The organism is Azospirillum sp. UENF 211521, from assembly GCF_058780535.1.
In genome coordinates this window covers 2,240,001-2,263,149 of record NZ_JBSNCF010000001.1, presented here as the reverse complement: position 1 = coordinate 2,263,149, position 23,149 = coordinate 2,240,001, and the positions used below count along the sequence as shown (strand labels likewise).

At 67.4% G+C, this 23,149-nt stretch carries 25 protein-coding genes (1 of these 25 running past the window's edge); 10 read left to right on the top strand and 15 right to left on the bottom strand.

Annotation, left to right across the window (positions count from 1 at the left end; all coding sequences use genetic code 11):
• Nucleotides 1–16: 16 nt before the first annotated feature.
• Both ACWPN5_RS10590 and ACWPN5_RS10585 read left to right on the top strand, forming a co-directional pair.
• On the top strand, nucleotides 17–1,057 hold the full coding sequence (locus ACWPN5_RS10590; RefSeq protein ID WP_492295378.1) for a hypothetical protein: 1,041 nt from the start codon (nucleotides 17–19) through the stop codon (nucleotides 1,055–1,057).
• 219 nt (nucleotides 1,058–1,276) lie between these two features.
• Entirely contained in the window at nucleotides 1,277–2,542 is a 1,266-nt protein-coding gene (locus ACWPN5_RS10585) for a ferredoxin reductase family protein (protein ID WP_492295377.1), read from the top strand.
• A gap of 6 nt (nucleotides 2,543–2,548) precedes the next feature.
• Here ACWPN5_RS10585 and ACWPN5_RS10580 read toward each other — a convergent pair whose 3' ends face one another.
• The gene (locus ACWPN5_RS10580; protein ID WP_247888338.1) at nucleotides 2,549–3,973 is read right to left on the bottom strand and encodes an FAD-dependent oxidoreductase; all 1,425 of its coding nucleotides are present in this window, start codon (nucleotides 3,971–3,973) and stop codon (nucleotides 2,549–2,551) included.
• 15 nt (nucleotides 3,974–3,988) lie between these two features.
• On the bottom strand, nucleotides 3,989–5,119 hold the full coding sequence (locus ACWPN5_RS10575) for a polysaccharide pyruvyl transferase family protein (protein WP_145686120.1): 1,131 nt from the start codon (nucleotides 5,117–5,119) through the stop codon (nucleotides 3,989–3,991).
• A 148-nt stretch (nucleotides 5,120–5,267) separates the two neighbouring features.
• Between ACWPN5_RS10575 and ACWPN5_RS10570 the strand changes: the two genes are divergently transcribed.
• The gene (locus tag ACWPN5_RS10570; RefSeq protein WP_145686118.1) at nucleotides 5,268–5,735 is read left to right on the top strand and encodes an HAD family hydrolase; all 468 of its coding nucleotides are present in this window, start codon (nucleotides 5,268–5,270) and stop codon (nucleotides 5,733–5,735) included.
• Nucleotides 5,736–5,752: 17 nt separating this feature from the next.
• On the opposite strand, the gene ACWPN5_RS10565 is transcribed toward ACWPN5_RS10570, so the two are convergent.
• Nucleotides 5,753–6,742 (bottom strand): TerC family protein, encoded by a 990-nt coding sequence (locus ACWPN5_RS10565; protein WP_200478409.1) that lies wholly within the window; start codon nucleotides 6,740–6,742, stop codon nucleotides 5,753–5,755.
• Nucleotides 6,743–7,063: 321 nt separating this feature from the next.
• On the opposite strand from ACWPN5_RS10565, the gene ACWPN5_RS10560 reads away from it, so the two are divergent.
• A complete protein-coding gene (locus tag ACWPN5_RS10560) occupies nucleotides 7,064–7,390 on the top strand; it encodes an HU family DNA-binding protein (RefSeq protein ID WP_492296378.1) in 327 nt (108 codons plus the stop codon).
• 68 nt (nucleotides 7,391–7,458) lie between these two features.
• Nucleotides 7,459–7,869 carry a Ros/MucR family transcriptional regulator gene (locus ACWPN5_RS10555; RefSeq protein WP_145686114.1) on the top strand — a complete coding sequence of 137 codons (411 nt, stop codon included), beginning with the start codon at nucleotides 7,459–7,461 and terminating at the stop codon, nucleotides 7,867–7,869.
• An 89-nt stretch (nucleotides 7,870–7,958) separates the two neighbouring features.
• Here the strand turns inward: ACWPN5_RS10555 and ACWPN5_RS10550 are convergent, their stop codons facing one another.
• Nucleotides 7,959–8,483: a GNAT family N-acetyltransferase gene (locus tag ACWPN5_RS10550; protein WP_145686106.1), complete on the bottom strand. Its 525-nt coding sequence runs from the start codon at nucleotides 8,481–8,483 to the stop codon at nucleotides 7,959–7,961.
• Nucleotides 8,484–8,995: 512 nt separating this feature from the next.
• Between ACWPN5_RS10550 and rpoH the strand changes: the two genes are divergently transcribed.
• Nucleotides 8,996–9,886 carry an RNA polymerase sigma factor RpoH gene (rpoH, locus tag ACWPN5_RS10545; protein WP_145686101.1) on the top strand — a complete coding sequence of 297 codons (891 nt, stop codon included), beginning with the start codon at nucleotides 8,996–8,998 and terminating at the stop codon, nucleotides 9,884–9,886.
• A 232-nt stretch (nucleotides 9,887–10,118) separates the two neighbouring features.
• Nucleotides 10,119–11,465: a protoglobin domain-containing protein gene (locus ACWPN5_RS10540; RefSeq protein ID WP_492295376.1), complete on the top strand. Its 1,347-nt coding sequence runs from the start codon at nucleotides 10,119–10,121 to the stop codon at nucleotides 11,463–11,465.
• 91 nt (nucleotides 11,466–11,556) lie between these two features.
• On the opposite strand, the gene ACWPN5_RS10535 is transcribed toward ACWPN5_RS10540, so the two are convergent.
• Nucleotides 11,557–11,727 carry a hypothetical protein gene (locus ACWPN5_RS10535; RefSeq protein ID WP_492295375.1) on the bottom strand — a complete coding sequence of 57 codons (171 nt, stop codon included), beginning with the start codon at nucleotides 11,725–11,727 and terminating at the stop codon, nucleotides 11,557–11,559.
• Between the two features lie 318 nt (nucleotides 11,728–12,045).
• Here ACWPN5_RS10535 and ACWPN5_RS10530 point away from each other — a divergent pair, with 318 nt between their 5' ends.
• Nucleotides 12,046–12,621, top strand: coding sequence for a GNAT family N-acetyltransferase (locus ACWPN5_RS10530; protein WP_145686097.1), 576 nt, complete (start codon nucleotides 12,046–12,048; stop codon nucleotides 12,619–12,621).
• Here ACWPN5_RS10530 and ACWPN5_RS10525 read toward each other — a convergent pair.
• Complete coding sequence (locus ACWPN5_RS10525; RefSeq protein ID WP_247883192.1) at nucleotides 12,599–13,069, bottom strand: hypothetical protein; 471 nt, start codon at nucleotides 13,067–13,069, stop codon at nucleotides 12,599–12,601. The two genes, ACWPN5_RS10530 and ACWPN5_RS10525, sit on opposite strands and share 23 nt — an antisense overlap.
• A gap of 222 nt (nucleotides 13,070–13,291) precedes the next feature.
• On the opposite strand from ACWPN5_RS10525, the gene ACWPN5_RS10520 reads away from it, so the two are divergent.
• Entirely contained in the window at nucleotides 13,292–14,446 is a 1,155-nt protein-coding gene (locus ACWPN5_RS10520; RefSeq protein ID WP_492295374.1) for an alpha/beta hydrolase family protein, read from the top strand.
• A gap of 19 nt (nucleotides 14,447–14,465) precedes the next feature.
• On the opposite strand, the gene ACWPN5_RS10515 is transcribed toward ACWPN5_RS10520, so the two are convergent.
• The 9 genes from ACWPN5_RS10515 to ACWPN5_RS10475 all read right to left on the bottom strand — a co-directional run bounded on the left by ACWPN5_RS10515 (nucleotide 14,466) and on the right by ACWPN5_RS10475 (nucleotide 22,522).
• A complete protein-coding gene (locus ACWPN5_RS10515) occupies nucleotides 14,466–15,101 on the bottom strand; it encodes a LysE family translocator (protein ID WP_145686091.1) in 636 nt (211 codons plus the stop codon).
• 75 nt (nucleotides 15,102–15,176) lie between these two features.
• Nucleotides 15,177–15,854 (bottom strand): MORN repeat-containing protein, encoded by a 678-nt coding sequence (locus ACWPN5_RS10510; RefSeq protein WP_492295373.1) that lies wholly within the window; start codon nucleotides 15,852–15,854, stop codon nucleotides 15,177–15,179.
• Nucleotides 15,855–15,943: 89 nt separating this feature from the next.
• Nucleotides 15,944–16,402: a molybdopterin synthase catalytic subunit MoaE gene (moaE, locus tag ACWPN5_RS10505; protein WP_200478403.1), complete on the bottom strand. Its 459-nt coding sequence runs from the start codon at nucleotides 16,400–16,402 to the stop codon at nucleotides 15,944–15,946.
• Between the two features lie 16 nt (nucleotides 16,403–16,418).
• Entirely contained in the window at nucleotides 16,419–16,670 is a 252-nt protein-coding gene (moaD, locus tag ACWPN5_RS10500; protein WP_038527886.1) for a molybdopterin converting factor subunit 1, read from the bottom strand.
• A complete protein-coding gene (locus ACWPN5_RS10495) occupies nucleotides 16,670–17,935 on the bottom strand; it encodes a molybdopterin molybdotransferase MoeA (RefSeq protein WP_145686085.1) in 1,266 nt (421 codons plus the stop codon). The genes moaD and ACWPN5_RS10495 overlap by 1 nt, the downstream gene beginning before the upstream one ends.
• Nucleotides 17,936–17,994: 59 nt before the next feature.
• On the bottom strand, nucleotides 17,995–18,522 hold the full coding sequence (mobB, locus tag ACWPN5_RS10490) for a molybdopterin-guanine dinucleotide biosynthesis protein B (RefSeq protein WP_145686083.1): 528 nt from the start codon (nucleotides 18,520–18,522) through the stop codon (nucleotides 17,995–17,997).
• 177 nt (nucleotides 18,523–18,699) lie between these two features.
• Nucleotides 18,700–19,311 (bottom strand): CDP-diacylglycerol--glycerol-3-phosphate 3-phosphatidyltransferase, encoded by a 612-nt coding sequence (gene pgsA, locus ACWPN5_RS10485; protein WP_145686081.1) that lies wholly within the window; start codon nucleotides 19,309–19,311, stop codon nucleotides 18,700–18,702.
• Nucleotides 19,312–19,359: 48 nt separating this feature from the next.
• Nucleotides 19,360–21,351 (bottom strand): excinuclease ABC subunit UvrC, encoded by a 1,992-nt coding sequence (uvrC, locus tag ACWPN5_RS10480; RefSeq protein WP_492295372.1) that lies wholly within the window; start codon nucleotides 21,349–21,351, stop codon nucleotides 19,360–19,362.
• A gap of 400 nt (nucleotides 21,352–21,751) precedes the next feature.
• Nucleotides 21,752–22,522, bottom strand: a complete 771-nt coding sequence (locus tag ACWPN5_RS10475; protein ID WP_492295371.1) for an SDR family oxidoreductase — start codon at nucleotides 22,520–22,522, stop codon at nucleotides 21,752–21,754.
• Between the two features lie 94 nt (nucleotides 22,523–22,616).
• Between ACWPN5_RS10475 and ACWPN5_RS10470 the strand changes: the two genes are divergently transcribed.
• Nucleotides 22,617–23,149, top strand: partial view of a hypothetical protein gene (locus ACWPN5_RS10470; protein WP_492295370.1) — the 5' portion only. It continues 283 nt past the right edge of the window; the window shows 533 of its 816 coding nt (coding positions 1–533); the start codon lies at nucleotides 22,617–22,619; its stop codon lies off the right edge, out of view.

The window sequence follows — 23,149 nt, the reverse complement described above, 5'->3', positions numbered from 1 at the left end:
TTCCGGTTCCCACCCCATGTCCGATCTCCCCGATCCCGAAACCGGAAGCACGGATGCCGACGCCACGGCGGCGCCACCCGTCGCGGCGCCGCCCGATGCCGCGCCGCCTGATTCCTTTCCGGCTGCGCCGATGCGGGACACGCACTTCGATTTCGAGCACAAGGTCTTCAGCCTGTCCGGGGCCTTCTTCTGCATCGACCCCTCGTCCAAGCAGCCGGTGCTGCACATCCTGCTGGGCGATCTGAAGGCCGCCCTGCCCTTCAACACGCTGATGGAGTCCTTCGACATCAAGGAGGACAGCCGCGACGCCAAGCTGCTGGATGTGGTGGAAAAGGGCTTGGCCTACGTAAAGCAGATCCGCCCCGGCGAGCAGATTCCCGGCGAGCTGCTGGACGGCCGCGCCTCCTGGTCGGTGGAGGAGAAGCACCGGACCATCGCGCGCGGGCGCCTGACCGTCCAGCTCGTCTCCTCGATTTCCGGGACCGAGATGATCGTGGTGAAGGCCGACGAGCTGGAACAGATCGTCGAGGACCCGCAGACCAAGCAGCGCGTCAAGGCCGCCTTCAAGGACATCGCGGCGAAGCTTGGCCTGAAGGACAATTACGAGCAGTACCTGACCGACCGCATCGAGGACCTGACCCAGGAGCTGTCCTACATCGAGGCGCTGCGCGACCGCTTCAACGCGATCCGCAGCATCAGCGGCAAGCTGACCCGGCTGACCCAGATCTATCGGACCGACCGCACCCTGTGCAACGAGGTGGCGCGCATGCAGGGACTGCTGGGCAAGCCGCTGAAGGATTACGACGCCATCTTCGAGCAGGCGGACGCCCAGACCGGCGAGATCTTCGGCGCGTTGAAGGCCTTCGACACCACCGTGACCTTCGTCCGGAAGATCCGCGACGACCTGCGCGCCCGGTTGCTGGAGTGGGAAGAAATCCTCCAGGCCTGGGACACCACACCGGTGGAGAAGTCCACCGCCATCGAACAGTTGCAGAAGCAGACCTACCGCTTCCTCGCCAACCGCTTCATGGAAACCAAGGTCTGGATTCGCAAGTAACCGAATTCTCCGCCCTCCCCCGCCGTTGCCGTGGCCGAAGATTCGAATGGCTGCGATGATCGGAAGCGGCTTGTCACCGGAAAGGCGATCACCAAACATCCCTCCATCCACACCTTGACGGTGGCCGACACGGAGGATGTCGCCATGAAAACAATCAAGCTGTCTTTATGGGGGATTTTAGCCCTTCTCACGATTTTATGGATCGCCGCCGAACCCGGCGTGTTTCTGGCGGACGGTTTCTTCAGCCTTCGCGCCCAACTGGTTCAATACAGCGGAATCATCGCCATCGGCTGCATGGCCGTGGCGATGATCCTGGCGTTGCGGCCGCGCTGGCCGGAGGCGTGGTTCGGCGGTCTCGACAAGATGTACCGCCTGCACAAATGGCTGGGCATCGCCGGCCTCGTCGCGGCGGTCGTCCATTGGCTGTGGGCCCAGGGGCCGAAATGGGCGGTGGGCTGGGGGTGGCTGGCCCGGCCGCAACGGGGGCCGCGGGCGCTTCCCGACAGCTCCCTTGAGCAGTCGCTCCGCAGCCTGCGCGGCACCGCCGAATGGCTCGGCGAATGGGCCTTCTACGCGGTCGTTCTGCTGATTGCGCTGGCGCTGTTCAAACGCCTCCCCTACCGGCTGTTCTTCAGGACGCACCGCCTTCTGGCGATCGCCTACCTCGTGCTGGTCTTCCACGCCGTCGTGCTGACCGACTTCGCCTACTGGAGCGCGCCCGTCGGCTGGGTGATGGCGCCTCTGCTCGCGGCCAGCGCCTGGGCCGCCATCGTCGTGCTGCTCGGCCGGATCGCCGCCGGCCGGCGGGTTCCGGGCACGATCGACGCCCTCCATTACTTTCCGGGCGTGCGCACGCTGGAGGTCTCCATCGACGTTCCGCAGGGCTGGCCGGGCCACAAGGCGGGCCAGTTCGCCTTCGCCACCTCGGACCGCGCGGAGGGCGCCCATCCCTACACCATCGCCTCGGCCTGGAACGACGCCGAGCGCCGGATCACCTTCGTGGTCAAGGAGTTGGGCGACCACACCCGGCGGCTGCGGGAACGGCTGGCGGTTGGCCAGATGGTGACCGTGGAAGGGCCCTACGGCTGCTTCACCTTCGACGATTCCTGCCCGAACCAGATCTGGGTGGGCGGCGGCATCGGAGTCACACCCTTCATCGCCCGCATGAAATTCCTGGCGGCGAACCCTGAACGGCCGCGGCAATCCATCGACTTCTTCCACACCACCAGCGAGTACGATCGGGAGGCGATCGCGAAGCTCACCGCCGACGCCGCGGCGGCGGGGGTTCGCCTCCATGTCCTGGTGGACAGCCGCGACGGTCGACTGGACGGCGCGCGCATCCGTGCCCTGGTGCCGGAATGGCGGGACGCCAGCGTCTGGTTCTGCGGACCGACCGGCTTCGGCCAGGCGCTGTGGCACGACTTCGCAGCACACGGCCTGCCGGTGGAGCAACGCTTCCACCAGGAGCTCTTCGCGATGCGCTAGGCAGCCTTACGCCTCCGGCTCGCGCAACAGGGCGCCCTGGCGCAGCAGCTCGCGCTGGATGGCGCCGACCGGGATGTCGCGGGTGCGCTCGCCGCGGCGCGCCGCCATCGAGGCGCAGACCCCGGCAGCCTGCCCCGTCGCCATGCAGGTGGGCGTGACCCGGTAGGAGGAGTGGGCCTCGTGGCTGCCGGAGATGCAGCGGCCCGCCACCAGCAGCTTCTCCATCCCCTTGGGCAGAAGCGCCCGCATCGGCACCTCGTACCATTCGCCGGAGGGCACACGCTTCAATACCGTGCCGCGGCCCGTCGGGCTGTGGATGTCCACCGGGTAGGTGCCGCGCGCGATGGCGTCCTTGAACTTCGCTGCGCCCAGCACGTCGTCCGCGGTCATGGCGTAATCGCCGACGATGCGCCGCGTCTCGCGGATGCCGATGCCGGTGCCGGTCTGGCAGGTGTAGGCGTCGGCGAATCCGGGAGCGTACTTGCGCAGGAAATTGGCGATCTGCGCGGCCTGCCGGTGGCTTTCCCACTCCGCGCGGGTCAGGTCGAAGACGTCAGTGCCCAGCGCGCCGGTGACCCGCGTGCAGTTCAGGGCGATCTCGCCGGGGTGGGTGGTGGCGAAGAACAGGATGTCCTCGCGCGCCAGATCGAGGTCGCCGTTGGCGGTGGCCTTGGAGACGAGGTCCCACAGCCCGTGCACGCCGCGCCATTGCGTCGGGTGCTCCCGCACATAGCCGCTGAAGGCGTCGTGGTCGAAGCCGACCATGCGGAACATCAGCGTCATCGGCTGGGTCAGCCCGTCCTCCTCCCGGCCGACCTCGTAGTCGCAGCCGGCCAGCGCCGCGATGTCGCCGTCGCCGGTGCAATCCACGATCACGTCGGCCTCGATGACCAAAGGGCCGGACTTCGTCTCGAAAACCACCGCGTCGGGCTTCCCCGGCTCGCCGAGCACGGTGGAGGCGAAGGCGTGCAGCAGCACCTTCACCCCGGCCTCGTCCAGGATCTGCTGCGCGGTGACCTTGAGCACTTCCGGATCGAAGGGAACGGTGAAGCCGGTGTCCGGCGAGGGCGGAACGGCCCCCTGGTTGGTGTAGAGACGCCCCAGAAAGACGGCCAGCGCCCCGCCCACCACCGGCTCGCCGGGGCCGTGGTCCTGCGGCATCAGGCGGGTGTTGTCGACCACCGCCACCGAACCGCGCTGGGTGTAGAAGCTCATCCAGGGCATGACGAGCGCCGCCGTGGCGTTGCCGCCGAGGAAGCCGTAGCGCTCCACCAGGATCGTCTCCGCACCCGACTGGGCGGCGCCGATGGCCGCCCCCATGCCGGCCGGGCCGCCGCCGACGACAAGGACGTGGCAGCGCGCCGCCTTCATGGCGCGGCGCGGCGGCAGCGTGACGGACTCAGGATTCGGGGGACGGGGCAGGACGGGCAAGACTGGCTCCTTTCGTCATTCCGCAGGCTCGGCCGCATGCTCGGCGCGCGGCGCCACGGTGCGGAGGGCCAGCGGCGCCGTCTCGCGGGCGCGCTCCATCAGCACGGGAACCCGGTCGCGCAGCAGTCCCTTCTGCTCCGCGCGGTGGTCCCACAAGCGGTCGAGGTCGGCGAGGAAGGTCCCGGCGGTGGTGTGGGACACGGTCGCCCGCGGCTCCAACCCCACCGAAGACAGGAAATCCGACACCTTGGAGGCGTAGGGCAGAGCGATCAGCGGCGTGCCGGTGATCGCGGCGAAGATCAGGAAATGCAGCCGCATCCCCACGGCCAGTTCGAAATGCTCCATCAGCCCGATGATCTGGCGCGGCGTGTAGCGGTACTGGAGCAGATGGGCGCGCTCCGACACCGCCATGCGGCCCATGACGCGGTGGGCCTCGCGCACGTCGGCGCGCTCCATCGGCACGAACACCACGTCGGCGCCGAAGCGCTGCACGATGTAGTCCGCCGCCTCGGCCAGGAGCTGGTGGTAGGCCGCGTCGGTGAGTTCGGGCGCCGCAGCCCCCTGCTCGCGCACCGACAGGCCGACCAGCGGCCGGCCGCGCGGGATGCCGGCCTCCGCCAGCATCTCCTCGGTGAAGGGCTCCGGAGTCAGCAGCAGCGCCGGATCGGCGGTGACCGTCACCGGAATCTGCACGCCGATCTCCTCGATCAACCGCTTGGCGCTCGGTTCGCGGACGGTGATGCCGGCCATGCGGTCCAGCCCCTCGCGCACCGCCTCGCGCTCCACCCGGTCCTTCAGCGGGCCGACGCCGATGGCGAAGGTGTAGGTCGGCACCCCCAGATTCTGCGCGATGGTGACCTCGCGCAGGTAGGTCTGCGCCTCGCTGTCATAGAGGATACCGCCGCCGCCGAGGAGAAGCAGGTCGAGCCGCTCGACCTCCGGGGTGATTTCGTCCTTCATGGCTTCCCGCGGATTAAGGACGCGGTCCACCGCGTGGTTCTCGCGGGTGTGGGCGGCGTTGCGGGAAAAGACGACCACCTCAACCCCCGGCGCCGTGGCGCGCAGCTGCTCGATGGCCGAGGTGAGGATCGCCTCGTCACCCAGGTTCAGGCCGCCGTAAGATCCTGAAATGCCTATGACCGTCATCCGATCCCCCTGCCGCGCCGGATCAGGGCGCCTATGCCTTCGGTTGCAACCCGACCGGCTGGCGAAGGTTCCGCGCGGCCGCTATTCTTCCGCCGCCTCCGTCCGGCGTTGAAGGGGCGGGATCAGAAAGGACACGACACGGCGGACGATGCAGAAACCCAAGCTGTTCCTCGACCTCGACGGCGTTCTGGCCGACTTCGACCGCGGCGTGAAGGCGGTCACCGGCAAACGTCCGGAGGAGATCCCGATGAAGGTCATGTGGCGGGAGCTGTCGCGCCACCCGGACTTCTTCGGCACGCTGGAGTTCATGCACGACGCGCAGGACCTCTGGCGATTCTGCGAACCCCACGGCCCGACCATCCTGACCGGGCTGCCGCTGGGTTCCTGGGCGCCGGAGCAGAAGCGGCGCTGGGTCGCCCATATGCTCGGTCCCCATGTGCGGGTCATCACCTGCATGGCGCGCGACAAGCACCGCCACGGCGGGCCGGGAACGGTTCTGGTGGACGACCGCGAGAAGGCCCGCGATCCCTGGACCCAGGCGGGCGGCGACTTCATCCTGCACACCAGCGCGAAGGAGAGCATCGCCGCCCTGAAGCGCCTGGGCTTTACCGGCTGAGAGCCATTTGACCGGCATCACTCCGCCGGCAGCCGCTTCCCCTCGCTGCGCGTCTTGAGAAGCGAGACGACCACGCCGCCCGCGATCAGGGTCAGCGTCACGCCGAGCGAGATCAGCGGGTCCGGCTTGCCGACGAACTGGGTGTAGAAGATCTTGCCCCCGATGAAGACCAGCACCAGCGCCAGCGCGTATTTCAGGTAACGGAAGCGGTGGACCATCGCCGCCAGCGCGAAGTAGAGCGCGCGCAGGCCGAGGATGGCGAAGATGTTGCTGGTGTAGATGATGTAAGGGTCGGTGGTGATGGCGAAGATCGCCGGCACGCTGTCCACCGCAAAGATCAGGTCGGCGAACTCGACCATCATCAGCGCCAGGAACAGCGGCGTGGCGTGCAGCGCGCTCCGCCCGTCCGGCCCCGCCTCGCGCACGAAGAATGTCTGGCCGCGGAAGCCGTCGGTGATCCGCAGGTGACGGTTCAGGAAGCGCAGCGCCGGGTTGCCGGCGAGGTCCGGCTCCTTGTCCACGGCAAACAGCATCTTCACGCCGGTGAGCAGCAGGAAGGCGCCGAAGACGTAGAGCACCCAGTGGAACTCGCTGACAAGCGCGGCCCCGGCGGCGATCATCAGGCCGCGCATCACGATCACGCCCAGGATGCCCCAAAACAGCACACGGTGCTGGTAGGCGCGCGGGACCGCGAAGTAGGTGAAGATCAGCGATATGACGAAGACGTTGTCGAGCGACAGGCTCTTTTCGATGAAGAAGCCCGTGTAGTACTGCGCCGCCGCGGTGTCGCCCATCGACCACCAGATCCAGCCGCCGAACAGCAGGGCGACGGCGATGTAGAAGGCGGAGAGGCGGAGGCTTTCCTTCACGCCGATCTCGCGGTCACGGCGGTTGAGGATGCCGAGGTCGAAGGCCAGCAGGCCCAGGACGAGGCCGACGAAGGTCAGCCAGACCCACGCCGGCTTTCCCATGAACTCGAGAAAGACGGGTGCGATAAGGGAATCCATAACAAGACCCACTTGATTGCGCTGCGTCTGCAGTGAATTCAAGCGGGATCCGACATCACGGCTGACGCCTCAGCCGTCAGAGGGGCCCGGACCCGAACGCCACGCAAATGGTGTTGCCGATTGTCCGTTCAAGAACCGCGTCCCGCGAGTCGATCAACTTTTGCCGCAGAACTTCCTTCCTTTGGCGATCATGGCGCACCGTTGAACCGAGATGGACGGTCTTTTTGATGCATCCAGGCCACAGTGAAGGCAAGAATTCATAACTGGCGATACACTTAGGGTTGCTTTCCCGTCCATCTCTCTTGTGCCGATGGATTCGATCTGCCAAGAACACGGGAAAATCCACACGCGCAAAGGCGCCAGGAGTTCCGCATGAACCAAGCCGAGCTCATCGAGACCATCGCGACCAACGCCGGCATCCGCAAATCCGATGCGGCGAAGGTCGTGCAGTCGGTGTTCGAAGGCATTTCCTCGGCGCTCGCCCGCGGCGAGGAGGTGCGCCTTGCCGGGTTCGGCATTTTCGAGGTGGCCGAGCGCGCCGCCCGCGAGGGGCGCAACCCGCGCACCGGCGAAGCGGTGCAGATCGCCGCGTCCAAGGCGCCGCGGTTCAAGCCGGCCAAGCAATTGCGCGACGTGGTGAACGTCTGATCGACATCGCCCAATCCAAGGCCGTTCCAAAACGGCCGACTCACAGGGGAACGGAGCTGAACGCGGCCATGACCATCGAAGCATCGGAATTGCAGGCCCTGACCGCCAAGGTCGTCTCGGCCTATGTCGGCAACAACACGGTGCCGGTCTCCGACCTGCCGGCGCTGATCCTGAACGTTCAGGCGGCCTTCAACGGCCTGGGCGAGGAAAAGGCCGCGCCGGCCAAGGCCGAACTGGTCCCCGCGGTGCCGATCAAGAAGTCGGTCACCCCGGAATACATCATCTGTCTTGAGGACGGAAAGAAGCTGAAGATGCTGAAGCGGCATCTCAAGACCGTCTACGACATGTCCCCGGACGACTACCGCGCCAAGTGGAGCCTGCCGGCGGAATATCCGATGGTTGCCCCGAACTACGCCAAGGCCCGGTCGGAAATGGCCACCAAGCTCGGCTTGGGCCGCAAGCGGGTCGCGCAGGACTGACCCCCTGCCCTTCACCCGGCGGCCGACCGATCCGGTGATTTACAGCGGGCGCATCCCCAGGATGCGCCCTTTTTGTTTAAAGCGTTCCGTCAACGATCGTCCGGCAGCACCGTGTCCCCGTGCCCCAGTGGACGCTGCATCAGGACGCTGTCCACCCAGCGCCCGAACTTGAATCCAACCGACCTCAGCAGGCCCGCTGATTCGAAACCCAAACTCCGGTGCAGGCCGATGGACGCCGCGTTGCCGCTGTCGCCGATCACCGCGAGCATCTGGCGGCACCCCGCCGCCGCGCAGCGGTCGATCACCGCCGCGAGCAAGGCCCGCCCGGCACCGCGGCCTGTGCAGTCCGGGTCGAGATAAATCGAATCCTCAACGCTGTAGCGGTAGGCGGTGCGCAGCCGGTAAGGTCCGGCATAGGCGTATCCTATGACCCGCCCGTCCATCTCCGCAACGACATAGGGCATGCCCCGGGCCAGCACGTCGTCCCGCCGGCGGGCAAGCTCCTCCGGACCGGGAGGCACCTCCTCGAAGCTGGCCGTGCCGGTCAGGACATGGTGGGTGTAGATCGCGTGGATGCGCGGCAGATCGTCGGTCCGGCTGTCGCGGATGTGCATGAGGGGGCCTCTCGCCTTGTTCGGACCTGGAATAGCACGTCCGCAACCTGGGAGAACACCGGCCTCGCCGGGGCGGGACCGCGCTTCACCGCGCACCCCTGAAGAACGTCATATGCCCTGTAGCGCGCGCCATTAGCCTGTATGGCCAGAGCTTATGCAGAGGATAAAGCCGTATGGCCGAGTGATGACCAAGCGGAGAGAACCGCATCTGCCTTAACTCCAAACGAAAATCGTCATCTTTTCGCCAATCTTCCAAAAGTTCTTCCGGTCTTTTCGGCATTCATAAGGCCCGAATAGTCCGGACATAGGCCAAAAAATATTGCTGCACCGCCGTTTCAAGGCTTGATCCAACTTGGAGGTGGCGGCACAGTATCAATGTCTGATTGACGTGTTCCCGGATAATTTCGGCAAATCCCCCACAAAAAAAATGCCGAAACGGTGGGCGTCTGCGAACGGCCATCGAAAGGGTTCCACGGCAAGGGACGGTGGAGCGTTGGAGAGAGGAGGCCGGTGTGCTCAAGAAACTCCTGACTGGTGAAAACGCCAGCCTGACCCGCTATGTCGAGGAGTCGAAGCGGTTCCCCATCCTGGCCCCCGACGAAGAGCGCGAGCTCGCCGTCGCCTGGCGTGACCGCGGGAACGGCCATGCGCTGGAACGTCTGGTGGGCAGCCACCTGCGGCTGGTCATCAAGATCGCCCGCGGCTTCGGCGGCTACGGCCTGCCGCTGCCCGACCTCGTCGCCGAAGGCAATGTCGGCCTGATGCAGGCCGCGCAGAAGTTCGATCCGGAGCGCGGCTTCCGTTTCGCGACTTACGCCACCTGGTGGATCCGCGCCTCCATCCAGGAATACATCCTGCACAGCTGGTCGCTGGTGAAGATGGGCACGACCGCTGCCCAGAAAAAGCTGTTCTTCAACCTGCGCCGCCTGAAGAGCCAGATGCAGGAGCTGGAGCAGGGCGACCTGTCCCCCTCGACCGTCACCGCCATCGCCACCGAGCTGGACGTGCCGGAGCAGGAGGTGGTGGAGATGAACCGCCGGCTCTCGTCCAACGACAGCTCGCTCGACGCCGCCCTGTCCAGCGACGGTGAGACCAACTGGCTGGAACTCCTGGCCGACGACCGCCCGACGCAGGAGAGCGTGATTGCCGACGCCGACGAGCTGGCCCTGCGCCGCCGGCTGGTCGGCCAAGCCCTGGAGCGGCTGGACGACCGCGAGCGCCGCATCCTGTTCGAGCGCCGCCTGAAGGAGGATCCGTCGACCCTGGAGTCGCTGAGCCAGCAGTTCTGCGTGTCGCGCGAGCGGGTGCGCCAGATCGAGGTGCGCGCCTTCGAAAAGCTGCAGAAAGCCGTCCTCAGCGCCGCCCAGGCTCTGCGCCGCGCCCCGGCCCACATGGCTGCCTGATGTAGACGAACAGTCGAAGTCCACGGCGGCCCACTACATACCGGCGGATGCCAAACGGCTCCGCCGGTTTTCTATTTTTATCAGCGTTTAATGATTTGCCGGCCTGCGACAACTCTGCCGGTTTCCACACCGATCATAACCCTCCATAGTGCCGCCCGCAGGTTAGTTACTTTGCATTAAAAACAAATTGCGCTAATCTGATGCGGTCCTATTTTCGCGGGGAAGTCGATCCATGTCGCATTCTGCCCAGACGCAATCCATTCTCGACCGAATCTCCTTTTTGCGAATCGACGAACCCACGAAGGCCATCCTTCGGGACTTCCAACCTTATCTCGCCCAGCGCATCGACCAGATCCTCGAGGAATTCTACGAATACCTGCGCGCCGTTCCCCAGGTCGCGACGCTGCTCGCCAATCCGACGGTGGTCAGCCGGGCGCGCGACATGCAGAAGCAGCATTGGCTGAAGAACGTCTTCACCGGCACCTTTGACGACGCCTACATGGCGCAGGTGCTGAAGATCGGGCAGGCCCACCAGCGCATCGGCCTGGAGCCGCGCTGGTACACCGGCGCCTACTGCTTCACCCTGAACAAGCTGATCGACCTCGCCTATCAAGTCTACCGCAAGAAGCCGGAGAAGCTCGCCCAGCTCATGCAGGCGATCAACAAGGCGGTCTTCCTCGACATGGATCTGGCGACCTCGGTCTATGTCGACCTGAACACCGCCGCGATCATCTCGCGCGAGTTGGGGACCACCGCCAACTCGTTCGAACGCGAGGTGAAGAGCGTGGTGCAGGCCGTGGCCTCCGCCGCGCACCAGCTCCAGGGCACCGCCCAGAACATGAGCCGCACCGCCGAGGAAACCAGCGCGCAGTCCACCCAGGTCGCGGCCGCCGCGGAGGAGGCCTCCGTCAACATCCAGACCGTCGCCGCGGCGGCGGAGGAACTGACCGCCTCCATCGGTGAGATCAGCCATCAGGTGACCCAGTCGGCCGCCATCGCCGGAGAGGCCATGTCGCAGGCGGAGCGCACCAACACCACGGTGCAGGGACTGGCCGACGCCGCCAGCCGCATCGGTCAGGTGGTGAAGCTGATTCACGACATCGCCAGCCAGACCAACCTCCTCGCCTTGAACGCGACCATCGAGGCGGCCCGCGCCGGCGAGGCCGGCAAGGGTTTCGCCGTCGTGGCGTCGGAGGTGAAGAGCCTCGCCAACCAGACCGCAAAAGCGACGGAGGAGATCAACTCCCAGATCGGCGCGGTCCAGGGAGCGACCCAGGACGCGGTGCTCGCCATCCGCTCGATCTCGGAAACCATCGCGCGGATCAACGACATTTCGACCTCCATCGCCTCGGCCATGGAGGAGCAGGGCGCCGCCACCACCGAGATCGCCCGCAACGTCCAGCAGGCCTCGATCGGCACGCGCGAGGTCAGCGAGACCATCGTCCGAGTCAATTCCTCGGCGTCGGACACGGGGTCGGAGGCGCGCAGCGTCCTCTCCGCAACGAACGAGTTGTCCGTTCATTCGAACAATCTGCGGGCCGAGGTCGACCGCTTCCTGGCGCGGGTCCGGGCCGGCTGATCACTGGAACAATGTGCGGCCGGCGGCCTGAGACAGTGCCGCCGGCTGTTTGGAACACCCGATCCGCTGTTTTAAAAAGGCAGGCGTCGCGTCAGAGAACGGTGCGAAGAACCGTATCGCTGATCTTGAGCTTCGCCGCAGTGGCGGCCAAGCGGATGTCGTCGAGCGACCGCCAGTGACTGCGACCGCCAATGGTGGTCAGGGCACCATTCTGCATCGCCACGAAAAGGCCGGTGCGTCCCAGGTTGACAATTTTGATCATCGCACGCCCTCCCCTGTCTCCGGGCGCCGTCCCTCGGCATGAGGGTCTCGCGCCGTCACCGCACGGGCATCTTTGCGCCCTATAACGTTTAGAGACTTATCAAGAGGCGTCCCGATCCGTCAACAAGGCTTATCGTCATATCCTAAAGGTTGTTTATAGCAACGATGAGGATCGTTTTTGCGCGCAATTTTTCACAATTTTTCCTTTGCTCCAGGCGTCGTGGACCGGCTTTGCCCGCTAAGACTTTCATCGGGCGGGGGGAACGCTGCCTGCGCCGGCCCGTTCACTCCGTCAGATGGTTTGAAGTCCGGAGGAGGAATGGACGCCGCCACCGCGTCGCAGGATGTCATCAGCCTGCCCGTCGCAATTCGCCCGGCCTGCCGGACCGATCTGCCGGATCTCGAATGGTTCGGGCTGCACACGCCGCACCGGGAAATCCTCGCCACGGCGTTCCGCGCCCAGGAACGCGGAAGCGGCGCGCTTCTGGTGGCGGAGGTCAACGGCTTTCCCGCCGGCCAGATCTGCATCGATTTCCAGCGCAAGCGGCATCTGCGTCGCGCCACGCTGTGGGCGTTGCGGGTGTTCCAGCCCTTCCGCAATCGGGGAATCGCCACGCGGCTGATGGCCGCCGCCGAGGGCACCGCGCTCGACCACGGCTATTCGGAGGCGGAGCTGGGCGTGGACCGGGACAACCCTGGGGTACTCGCCTTCTACGAGCGGCTGGGGTACGAGTTGCGCGGCACCGAACGGGGACGTTATTCCTACCGCACCCCGGCCGGCGAGCTGGTTCAGGTTCCCATCGATCAGTGGATCATGCGCAAGCCGCTGCTCCGGCAGGCGGCGTGGCAGACCGGAGCCGGCTTCGCGCCGGTCATTCCGCCGCCAGCGCTATGAGCCGGGCCGGGCGGCGCCGCGGCAGACGGATGCGCGCACCGTCCAGGATGTCCGCCAGCTCACGCGCGGAGTCCGCGGCCATGGTCAGGGCGACCAAGGGAAGCCAGCGGTCGAACACCTGGGTCGTCACGTCGCCTTCCCCGGCCTGCATGGCGGCCAGCGCATCCAGAACCGCCATCTCGTCCATCCCGACCCGCGAGCAGGTGGGGCAGCGGAAGGCCGGCCGACCGGCGTTGGTCACGGCGAACGTGCCCAGCAGCGCGAACAGCGGCAGAAGAGCCGACGAGGGCACGCCGGCCACGCCAAAGCTGGCCCGCATGGCGGCCATCCCGCCGGCGGTGCCATGACGGAACCACTGCCGGAAGCCGGTCAGCAGCGCGCGCTCCGCCGTCGTCAGATCGGACACCGTCCAGGGGGACAGCCTCCCCTCGCCCACCGAATCGCACATATCGACCCCTCCCGACTGAAGTGACGGAACCGACCTTAGATGATCCGCGTCAGAATTGCGAGTCATTCGCATTTGCATCTTTGGGACTTTCTGACGCAGTGCTGGTCCGGCGCCTGGAGGCTGTGACAACGCTCCGTGACAACGCCCCGCGCGGTTCGATGGAAAGGTTGGGTTAACCATATTCCGGGACCCTCTCCACGCCGCAGACAGGAGCGTGGAAGGATGAGGCGGACAGTCGGACAGGCGCTGCTCGGATTGGTGGTGGCGTTGACGATGCTCGGGGCGGCGCAGCCGGCGGCGGCCCAGATTCACCTGAATCCGGCCTATGGCGACGGCACCCTGCTCGGCCCGACGGCGGCCCGCGGCGCGGTGGTGTGGAGCCACGGGCGGTCGGTGGACGTGGAGGATTCGAACGCGCCCACGCCCCTCTACATGAAGACCATGAAGGACGCCGGGTGGGACGTGTTCCGGCTCGACCGCATGCGGGTCAGCGACACGCTGCCGAACAGCTCCCGCGCGCTGGCGGGCTACGCCGACCAGTTGAAGGACCGCGGCTACCGCAAGGTCGTGCTGACCGGCCAGTCCTTCGGCGCCTTCCTCTCGCTGATGGCCGCCGGGCAGAGCGACCGGGTGGACGCCGTCGTCGGCACCGCTCCCGCCGCCTTCGGCAACTTCTCGGACTCCTACGACAGCTTCCGAGACAACGCCGCTCAGCTCTGGCCGATCCTGCGCGGGATCCACAGCGCGCGGGTGATGCTGTTCTTCTTCCACGGTGACGATTTCGACCCCGGCGGGCGCGGGGAGTCGGCGCGCGGCATCCTGTCCTCGCGCGGACTGGACCACATCGTGGTCGATCAGCCGGCGCTGCTGACCGGCCACGGCGCCGCGACAACCGGCATGTTCGTCCGGCGCTTCGGCTCCTGCATCCTGCGCTTCGCCGAGGCGCCGCCGCGCCGGGACGACCCGTCCTGCGACGAATCCTGGGGCCGCACGCCGAGCGCCGAGCTGATGCGGGCCGCGGCGCCGGAGCCGCGCACCGGCAGCGGCACCTCCTCCCCGGCCGGGACGGGCGCCCGCTCCTTCCTTGGCGTCTGGTACGGCGCCTACATCAACGGGCGGGAGATCGCGCTGGCGGTGGACCGGGTCGATGGCGACGCCGTCTACGCCGACTATGTGCTGGGGCCGGGCATGGAGGCCGACCAGCCGATGGAGCGCGCCCAGCGCAAGGGCCGCATCGAGAACGGCGAGTTGGTCTTCGACGAGAAGGGGCGCAACGTGCTGCGCTACAGCGTGCGGACGGACGGGCGCCTGTCCGCCACATGGCTGGACCGCTCCGGCAAGGGCCGTCTGGAGACGACCCTCCGCCGGATGGACTGAGCAATCATAAGGCGGGCGATCAGAGCCGGCGGGCGAGCGCCAGCAGGCCGCCGGCGCCGATCATCAAGCCGCCGGTCAGGCGGTTGAGCGTGCGGGCGGCGGACCCGCTGGTCAGACGGGCGCCAATGCTGTTGCCGCCGGTGGCGTAGGCCATGATCCAGCCGAACTCGATCACCACCATGATCGCCACCAGGGCGACGAGCTGCGGCATCAGCGGGGCCGCCGGGTCGATGAATTGCGGAAACAGCGCGGCCATGAAGACCAGCGCCTTCGGGTTGCTGAAGGCGACCAGCAGCCCGCGCAGGAACAGACGATGGGCCGGAGCCTCCTCCACCGCCGCAGCACCGCTGACGCGCGGCGAGCCGTCCGGCACCGGCGCCCGCCACGCGGCGATGCCGAGCCAGGTCAGATAGGCCACGCCCGCCCATTTCACCGCCTGGAAGGCCGGCTCCGACGCCGCCAGAAGGGCACCGAGGCCGAGCACCGACAGGGTGGCCATCGTCGTCAGCGCCACGCACATGCCGAGCCCGCCCCAGGCCGCCCGGCGGACGCCGTAGCGCAGGCCGAGGCTCATCGCCAGCAGCATGTTGGGGCCGGGGGTCATCGACAGCACGAAGGCCGTCGCGAAGAAGAATCCGAGAGTCTGCCAGTTCATCGCCGTCATCCGAAGAGAGCCCGCGATGTCACCACGACGCGCGCCCTCTGGCAAACGCCGCCTGCGCAAGGCTGGTCAACGCCGCTTCGCATCGCGTGGAACCGGTTCGCGGTAATCCCAAGGCGGCGTGCGCAGCCACTCCTCCAGGCTGCCCGGCGCCGCCCGGCTCTTCGGTTCCGGCCGCTCGGCCGACTGGATGGGGTCCGGAGGCTTCGCGCCGAGAAGCGCGCCCGGCCACACCCGCCCGTCGCGGTCGACCCGCGCTCGGTAGCGCAACCCCATGGAGGCCACGAACACCCCCTCCCCGGTCGGACGCCCGAATTTGAAGACCCCCTCATAGCGATGGCCGTTCGGCAGGGTCAGCGTCCCCATGCCGGTGGCGAGGCCGTGACGGAAGCGGCCCTGGAAAAGTGTCCCGTCCGCGCTCCCGCGGCGCCCCGGCCCCTCGGCCCGGCCGTCGACGAAGACCGCCTCGATCCAATCGGCCTCGCCCCAGGCGACTTCGGCTTGGTCCGCCGGCGTCGCCCCACCGAACATTTCAAGAACACCAGCGCCATGGGCGAAACCGTTGCGGCAGGCGCCGGTCCAGCGGACGGACTTCCCCCGGCTGGGATCGGAATCGCGGATGCGGCAGCCGCCGACCGGATCGGTCAGAATCCGCTCCGCCGTGTGCCGCTCCTTCCCATGGACAGGGCACGAGAACAATGCGCCCAACGACAGGGCCAGTCCGGTGAGCAGAAGCCGGGTTCGCATGATCGGACGCTCCGCACGCGCGCACAGCTTGGCGCGGGAGCGGATCCAACCACCGTGAGGAGGGCGCCGTCTGTGCCCTGCGTCTCACCTCACGCCGGTTTCGTCCAGCGGGCCGCCGCCTGGTCGTCGGACTGCTTGGCCTCCACCCAGCGCTCGCCCTCCGGGGTGGCTTCCATCTTCCAGAAGGGCGCCTTGGTCTTCAGCCAGTCGATCAGGAAATGGCAGCTTTCGAAGGCCGCCTCGCGGTGGGCGCTGGCGGTGGCGACCAGCACGATCTGGTCGCCCGGCTCCAACCGCCCGTAGCGGTGGATGATCAGCGCGTCGTCGAGCGGCCAGCGCCCCCGCGCCTCCGCCTCGATCGCCTCCAGCTGCCGCTCGGTCATGCCGGGATAATGCTCCAGCGTCATGGCGCTGACGGACTCGCCGCCGGCCATGTCGCGGACCAGCCCGACGAACAGGGTCACCCCACCGATGCCGGTCTTGCCGCCGGTCATCGCGGCCAGCTCCGCGCCGACGTCGAAATCCTCGCTCTGAACCTTCACCGTCACGGCAACACGTCCTTCCTCAGCCGCCGGTCACCGGCGGGAACAAGGCCACCTCGTCGCCGGGGCCGACCGGGTGGTCGTAGGGCACATGCTCCTGGTTCACCGCCACCTTGACCACCGTGCTGTTGGCGAGCGCGTCGGCGTGCTTCGGGCTGCGGGTCTTCAGCCACGCCACCAGGGCGCCGACGTCGCGGACCTCCGCCGGCAGGTCCACCGTCTCGGTCGCCACGCCGATCTTGGTGCGCAGCCAGGCGAAATAGAGGATCTTCATCACCGAACCTCACTGAAAGGCAGGAATTCCACGATCATCCCCGGTTCGACGCGGGTGATCTCTTCCGGCAGTTCGACGAGTCCGTCGGACTCGACCATCGACGACAGGATGCCCGCCCCGTCGCGCGGGTGCTTGACCGCGGTCAAAACCCCGTCGGCGGCGCGGGCGAGCGTGGCCCGCACATACTCGCGTCGCCCCGCCTTCTTCTTGTAGGTGAAGCCGGCGCGCAGCGGGAACAAGGCGGGCGCCTCGTCCGCCGCCCCCATCAGCCGCAGCAGGATCGGGCGGGCGATGCGCAGGAAGGTGACCATCACCGCCACCGGGTTGCCCGGCAGGCCGACGAAGACCGCGCTCCCGGCCGTGGCGTTGACCGTGCCCAAGGCCACCGGACGCCCCGGCTTGATCGCCAGCCGCCAGAAATGAAGCCCGCCCAGAGCCTCAACCGCCGCCTTGACGTGGTCTTCCTCGCCGGTGGACATGCCGCCGGAGGTGATGAGGACGTCGTGAGTCTCCGCCGCGTCGGCCAGGGCGCCGCGAACGGCGTCGAGCCGGTCGGGCAGGATGCCCAGATCGGTCACGGTGCAGCCGAGTTGGCACAGCGAAGCGATGAGGGCGAAGCGGTTGGCGTCGTAGATGCAGCCGGCCTCCAGCGGCACGCCCGGCTCCCGCACCTCGTCGCCGGTGGAGAAGACGGCGACGCGCAGGGCGGTGCGCACCGTCACCTCCCGCCGTCCCAGCGAGGCGAGCAGGCCGATGTCCTCCGCCCGCAGCCGGCGTCCGGCGGTCAGGACGGTGCTCCCCCGCGCCATGTCCTCGCCGGCGCGGCGGCGGTTGGCGCCGCGGCGGATGCCGGGGGGAATGGCGACCGTGCCCTCACCCGCCGTGCAATCCTCCTGCATCAGCACGGTGTCGAAGCCCTCGGGCATCGGGGCGCCGGTGAAGATTCGCACCGCCTCGCCGCGCCGTCCCGGACGGTCCAGCGCGTGGCCGGCGGCGACGCGCGCCGTGACCGGCAGCAGCGTGGCCGCGTCGGGCGTCAGGTCGTCGAAGAACACCGCGTAGCCGTCCACCGCCGAATTATCGTGCGGCGGCACGTTGAACGGGGCGACGACGTCCTCGGCCAGCGCGTGGCCCAGCGCGTCGGCAAGACCGATCCGGCGGGTCTCCGTGACGGGGTGGAGGCGACCGGAGAGAAGCTCCAGCGCCCGGTCCACCGCCATCATCTCCCCGCCGAAGGCGAAGCAATCGTCGCTAAGCTGAGCCATCGCTCCACTCCACCCCCGCACACCGCAACCCGGCCGCCTTGCTCCGGCGTGCCGCCGCCTCAGACAGCCTGCCCCGTCGCGCCACAACGGTCCAGCGCGCAACGCGCAATGATGAAGGCGGCAATGCCCTCCTCGTCGCTCAGGTCGAAGACGGGCACCTTGGCGTCCGGCACCGGCCCGTCGCTGGCGATCGCGACGATGCTCGGATCGTCCAGCGCAATCAGCGGCTTGCCCACCGAGGCGCGCCACACCTCGATCTTTTCGTGGGGCTCGCGCTTGAACCCCTCGATCAGCAGCAGATCGACCGGCGACATCTTCGGCAGAAGCTCGGCCAGCGACAGCTCCGGCTCGTCGTTCCGGATCTCGTGCATCAGCGCCCAGCGGCGGGGCGAGCTGACCAGAACCTCCGTGGCGCCGGCCTCGCGGTGGTTGTGGCTGTCCTTGCCGCGATGATCGATGTCGAAGCCCTTGTGCGCGTGCTTCATGGTCGAAACGGTCAGGCCGTGCCGGATCAGCGCCGGGATCAGGCGAACGATCAGCGTCGTCTTGCCGCTGCCGCTCCACCCCGTCAGGCCGAACATCTTCATGGAAGCCCCTATCCTCCGCCTTGCCGCCCATCGCCGCGCGGGCGTTCCACGGTCACATAGCAGAAACACACGGGCATGCGAACGGACAAACCGGAATGGCCGCCCGCTCTGCCATGTGCCGGAAAACTGATGCCGGAAAACAGGTCCCGGAAAAGAACGGACCGCTGGTAAAGCGACTCAGCCCGGCGTGCGGGCCGGATTGCCCGGGGCGCCCTTTTGCGGCTTCGCCGGCTGATGGGCCATCATGTGCTTCAGCCCGGCGCGCATGTAATCCCAGCCGGTGACGAAGGTGAGGATCGCCGCCACCCACAGGCCCAGCGTGCCGATCAGCGTGACCGGAAGGTGGACCGGGCCATAGTCGCCGACGATCAGAAAGCCGATCGCCACCATCTGGATCGTCGTCTTCCACTTGGCCATCCAAGTGACCGGCACCCCGACGTTCAGCCCGGCCAGATACTCGCGCAGGCCGGACACCAGCACCTCGCGCAGCAGGATGACCACGGCGGCCAGCACCGACAGCCCGGACAGCCGGGCGAAGGCGACCAGCATGATCAGCGTCGCGGCGACCAGCAGCTTGTCCGCGATCGGATCGAGGAACTTGCCGATGACGCTTTCCTGCTCCCAGGCGCGGGCCAGATAGCCGTCGAACCAGTCGGTGATGCAGGCCGCGGCGAACAGGGCGCAGGCCGTGTAGGCGGCCCACGCCTCCGGCACGTAGAACAACCCGACCACGACGGGGATCACCGCGATGCGCGACAGGGTGAGCAGGTTCGGCAGGCTGGTCAGCATCGGTCGCAACTCTGGAATTGGGGGAAACGCGCGGCGGGCGGCGTCATTCTAACCGTCTGAATGGAAATGATCGTATATCTTTTTCGCCACCGTCTTGCTGATCCCTTCGACCGACTCCAAATCCGCCAGTCCGGCGCGGGAGACGGCGACGGCGCTCCCGAAATGGTGAAGGAGGGCCTTCTTGCGGCTGGGTCCGATTCCGGGAATCTCGTCGATCATCGATTTGCCCAACGCCTTGGTGCGCTTCGCACGATGGGTGCCGATGGCGAAGCGGTGCGCCTCGTCCCGCAGCCGTTGCAGGAAATAGAGCACCGGGTCCCGCATTTCCAGCTGGAACGGCGCGCGGTCCGGCATGAAGAAGCGCTCCCGCCCGGCGTCACGGTCCGGTCCCTTGGCGATGCCGACCAGCGTCACGTCGTCGATCCCCATATCGGCCAGCACGCCCAGCGCCATGTTGAGCTGCCCGATGCCGCCGTCGATCAGCACCAGATCGGGCCAAGTGCCCTGCGTCCGCTCCGGGTCCTCCTTGATCGCCCGGCCGAAGCGGCGGGCCATGACCTCGCGCATCATCGCGAAGTCGTCTCCGGCGGCGCCCTCGGTCTTGATGTTGAACTTCCGGTAGGCGTTCTTGATGAAGCCCTCCGGCCCGGCGACGATCATGGCGCCGATGGCGTGGGCGCCCTGGACGTGGGAGTTGTCGTAGACCTCGATCCGCTGCGGCGGGCCGTCCAGCCCGAAGACCGTCGCCACCCCGTCGAGCAGCCGCGCCTGCGACGAGCTTTCGGCCAGCCGCCGCCCGTGGGCCTCGCGCGCGTTGGTCAGGGCGTGCTCGACGATGCGCCGCTTGTCGCCCCGCTTGGGCGCGGCCAGCTCCACCCGATGGCCGGCGCGCAGCGCCAGGGCCTCGGTCAGCAACTCCTGCTCCGGCAGGTCATGGCTGACCAGGACGAGGCCGGGGGCCGCCTTGTTCTCATAGAACTGGGCGATGAAGGCGGCCAGCACCTCCGGTGTCTCGGCGCTCTTGTCGTGGCTGGGGAAATAGGCGCGGTTGCCGTAGTTGCGCCCGCCGCGGAAGAAGAACACCTGCACGCAGGTCATCCCGCCCTCGGCGTAGGCGGCGATCACGTCGGCGTCCTCGACCACCCCCTCGACATTGATGTCCTGGTGCGCCTGCACCGCGGTCAGCGCCCGGATGCGATCGCGGTAGCGGGCGGCGGTCTCGTAGTCGAGATTCTCCGCCGCCCTGCTCATCTCCGCGACGAACTCCGTCTGGATGTCCCGGCTCTTGCCCGACAGGAAGGCGCGCGCCTGATCGACCTGCGCCTGGTACTCCGCCGGGCTGACCCGCTCCACGCAGGGCGCGGTGCAGCGCTTGATCTGGTACTGCAGGCAGGGCCGCGTGCGCGCGGCGAACACCGTGTCGGCGCAGTTGCGCAGCAGGAAGGCGCGCTGGAGCGCCGTGATCGTCCGGTTGACCGCCCCTGCCGAGGCGAAGGGACCGAAATAGTCGGCGTCGCGCGACCGCGCCCCGCGGTGCTTGGTCAGCTGCGGATAATCGTGGTCCTTGGTGATCATGATGTGCGGGAAGGTCTTGTCGTCCCGCAGAAGCACGTTGTAGCGCGGCATCAGCCGCTTGATCAGGTTCGATTCGAGGAGCAGCGCCTCGACCTCGGTGTGGGTCGTGACGAACTCCATGGTCTCCGTCTCCGAGACCATGCGCTGCAGCCGCACGGGCAGACGGTTGACCTGGGTGTAATTGAACACCCGCCGCTTCAGGTTCTTGGCCTTGCCGACATAAAGTACGGCCCCGTCGCCCGCCAGCATGCGGTAGACGCCGGGCGTCTGCGGCAGGGTCTTCAAATGCTCGCGGATCACCTCCGCCCCCCGTGCGAGGTCGGCGGGGCGCCGGCGCGCGCGCGGCGTGGCCTCCGGAGCATCGGTGCCCGGAGCATCGGTGCCGGGAGCATCGCTGCCGGGAGCGTCGGCGCCGTCCGTCTCCGGGAGGACGAGGTCCGTTGGGGTGTCTGCGGTGTCGTCCATGTCTCGAATGTCGTCGGGTTCCGGGAATGGATCAACCACCCCCTGTCCTGAATGGTTAAGACGAACGACACACCCATCGGCGGTCATTCATCGGGATATCCACGACTCCTGTGGATAAGTGTGTCGATAACCCAAGAGTTACCCCAACGGAACCAAGGCGCCCCAAGGGATTCGAAAGCTATGCACAAAAATTGAGCATTTCTGCTAAGTTATTGTTTTTCCTGACATCGCTTCGAGTCAATACGGCAGTTTGGCGCTGCGACGCTAATTTTCCGGATCGTGCAAACAGCCCCTTGCGCCGATGAGGCCGGATGTGTACAACGCGCGGTCCTCTTGCCGGGGTGCCCGACCGATCCGGGCACCGGCCGCCGAACGGTATGGCGTCGCCGCGCCGAACCGCCTATTCCGTCGGAACGAAACCCAGGGACGGCTGCGCCCATCCCAGATGCTCCCCTCCGTCCAGCGCGACCATCTGGCCGGTGACCGACGGCGCGTCGATGAGAAAGCGCAGGGCCGCGCAGATCTCGTCCGGCGAGGGGCCGCGCTTCAGCGGGGTCGCGTCACGCTGCGCTGCGAACTCCTCGTCGGTCTGCCGCACATTCTTCAACGTCGGTCCCGGCCCGATTGCGTTGACCCGGATGCACGGTGCAAGCGCCATGGCAAGCGTCTGGGTCAGGGTCCACAATCCAGCCTTCGACAGGGTATAGGAGATGAAGTGCGGGGTGAGGTTCCACACCCGCTGGTCGATCATGTTGACGATCAACCCCTCCATGTCGCCCGGCACCTGCGCGGCGAAGGCTTGGCTCAGCACGAAGGGCGCGCGGAGATTCGCCTCCATGTGACGATCCCAGGACTCGCGGGTCACATCCCCCACCTCATCCCGCTCAAAGCAGGAGGCGTTGTTGACCAGCAGGGACAGCGCGCCCAGCCGCTCGCCGGCTTCGGGCACCAGCGCCTGCACGTCCAGTTCACGCTCCAGGTCGGCCTGAAGCGCCACGGCGACGCCGCCCTGCCCGACGATGTGCGTCACCACCGCGTCGGCCTCGCTGCGGGAATGCCCGAAATGCACCCCCACGCGCCAGCCACGCGCCGCGAGATCGAGCGCAATGGCGCGTCCGATCCGCTTTCCCGCCCCGGTGACCAGGGCCGCTTTCCTCTTGATCTCCACCATGCCGCCATAGGTACCCTGCCACCCGTTCCGGTCAAGGGGGTTCCCTTCGGGTCAAGCTCCGGACCGGCAAAAGACGCGCGGAGCGGGACGGGCCATGCTGAGAGAAGCCTTCGAGTATCTGACGACGCCCTGCCCGCCGCTGGCCCGCCGCTACGGCTATCTGGCAGAAATGGTGGCCCTCGGGGCGCGCCACCGGCGCCAGCGGCAGGCCTGGGCGCCGCACGTCGACTCCTGCCGCCGTTTCGTCCAGGACGCCGTTGGGCGGGCGCCGCGGGGCGGGCGGGCCCTGGTGGCCGGGTCCGGCCTGTTGATCGAGGTTCCGCTGCCGGTCCTTGCCGAGCGATTCGGCGAAGTGGTGTTGATCGACATGCTGCACAGCCGTTCCGTTCGCCGTCAGGCGCGGCGCCACCCCAACGTTCGCCTGCTCACCCTCGACGTCACCGGAACGCTGGCGCCGCTGGACGCCGCCCTCTCCAGCGGTTCACCGCTTCCATCGCCGTCGCCGCCCGACCTGCCGGGGGAACGCTTCGCTTTCGCACTGTCCTGCAATCTCCTGTCGCAGCTTCCCCTGCTGCCCCTGGACGCCATCGACCGCAAGGCACCGACCATCCCCTGGGCGGAACGCGA

Bases quoted from the DNA above. Each gene is read 5' to 3' on its own strand.
- ACWPN5_RS10590 (WP_492295378.1), top strand. From the start codon at position 17: ATGTCCGATCTCCCCGATCCCGAAACCGGAAGCACGGATGCCGACGCC.
- ACWPN5_RS10575 (WP_145686120.1), bottom strand. From the start codon at position 5,119: ATGACGGTCATAGGCATTTCAGGATCTTACGGCGGCCTGAACCTGGGT.
- ACWPN5_RS10570 (WP_145686118.1), top strand. From the start codon at position 5,268: ATGCAGAAACCCAAGCTGTTCCTCGACCTCGACGGCGTTCTGGCCGAC.
- ACWPN5_RS10565 (WP_200478409.1), bottom strand. From the start codon at position 6,742: ATGGATTCCCTTATCGCACCCGTCTTTCTCGAGTTCATGGGAAAGCCG.
- ACWPN5_RS10555 (WP_145686114.1), top strand. From the start codon at position 7,459: ATGACCATCGAAGCATCGGAATTGCAGGCCCTGACCGCCAAGGTCGTC.
- ACWPN5_RS10550 (WP_145686106.1), bottom strand. From the start codon at position 8,483: ATGCACATCCGCGACAGCCGGACCGACGATCTGCCGCGCATCCACGCG.
- ACWPN5_RS10540 (WP_492295376.1), top strand. From the start codon at position 10,119: ATGTCGCATTCTGCCCAGACGCAATCCATTCTCGACCGAATCTCCTTT.
- ACWPN5_RS10535 (WP_492295375.1), bottom strand. From the start codon at position 11,727: ATGATCAAAATTGTCAACCTGGGACGCACCGGCCTTTTCGTGGCGATG.
- ACWPN5_RS10530 (WP_145686097.1), top strand. From the start codon at position 12,046: ATGGACGCCGCCACCGCGTCGCAGGATGTCATCAGCCTGCCCGTCGCA.
- ACWPN5_RS10525 (WP_247883192.1), bottom strand. From the start codon at position 13,069: ATGTGCGATTCGGTGGGCGAGGGGAGGCTGTCCCCCTGGACGGTGTCC.
- ACWPN5_RS10520 (WP_492295374.1), top strand. From the start codon at position 13,292: ATGAGGCGGACAGTCGGACAGGCGCTGCTCGGATTGGTGGTGGCGTTG.
- ACWPN5_RS10515 (WP_145686091.1), bottom strand. From the start codon at position 15,101: ATGAACTGGCAGACTCTCGGATTCTTCTTCGCGACGGCCTTCGTGCTG.
- ACWPN5_RS10510 (WP_492295373.1), bottom strand. From the start codon at position 15,854: ATGCGAACCCGGCTTCTGCTCACCGGACTGGCCCTGTCGTTGGGCGCA.
- moaD (WP_038527886.1), bottom strand. From the start codon at position 16,670: ATGAAGATCCTCTATTTCGCCTGGCTGCGCACCAAGATCGGCGTGGCG.
- ACWPN5_RS10495 (WP_145686085.1), bottom strand. From the start codon at position 17,935: ATGGCTCAGCTTAGCGACGATTGCTTCGCCTTCGGCGGGGAGATGATG.
- mobB (WP_145686083.1), bottom strand. From the start codon at position 18,522: ATGAAGATGTTCGGCCTGACGGGGTGGAGCGGCAGCGGCAAGACGACG.
- pgsA (WP_145686081.1), bottom strand. From the start codon at position 19,311: ATGCTGACCAGCCTGCCGAACCTGCTCACCCTGTCGCGCATCGCGGTG.
- uvrC (WP_492295372.1), bottom strand. From the start codon at position 21,351: ATGGACGACACCGCAGACACCCCAACGGACCTCGTCCTCCCGGAGACG.
- ACWPN5_RS10475 (WP_492295371.1), bottom strand. From the start codon at position 22,522: ATGGTGGAGATCAAGAGGAAAGCGGCCCTGGTCACCGGGGCGGGAAAG.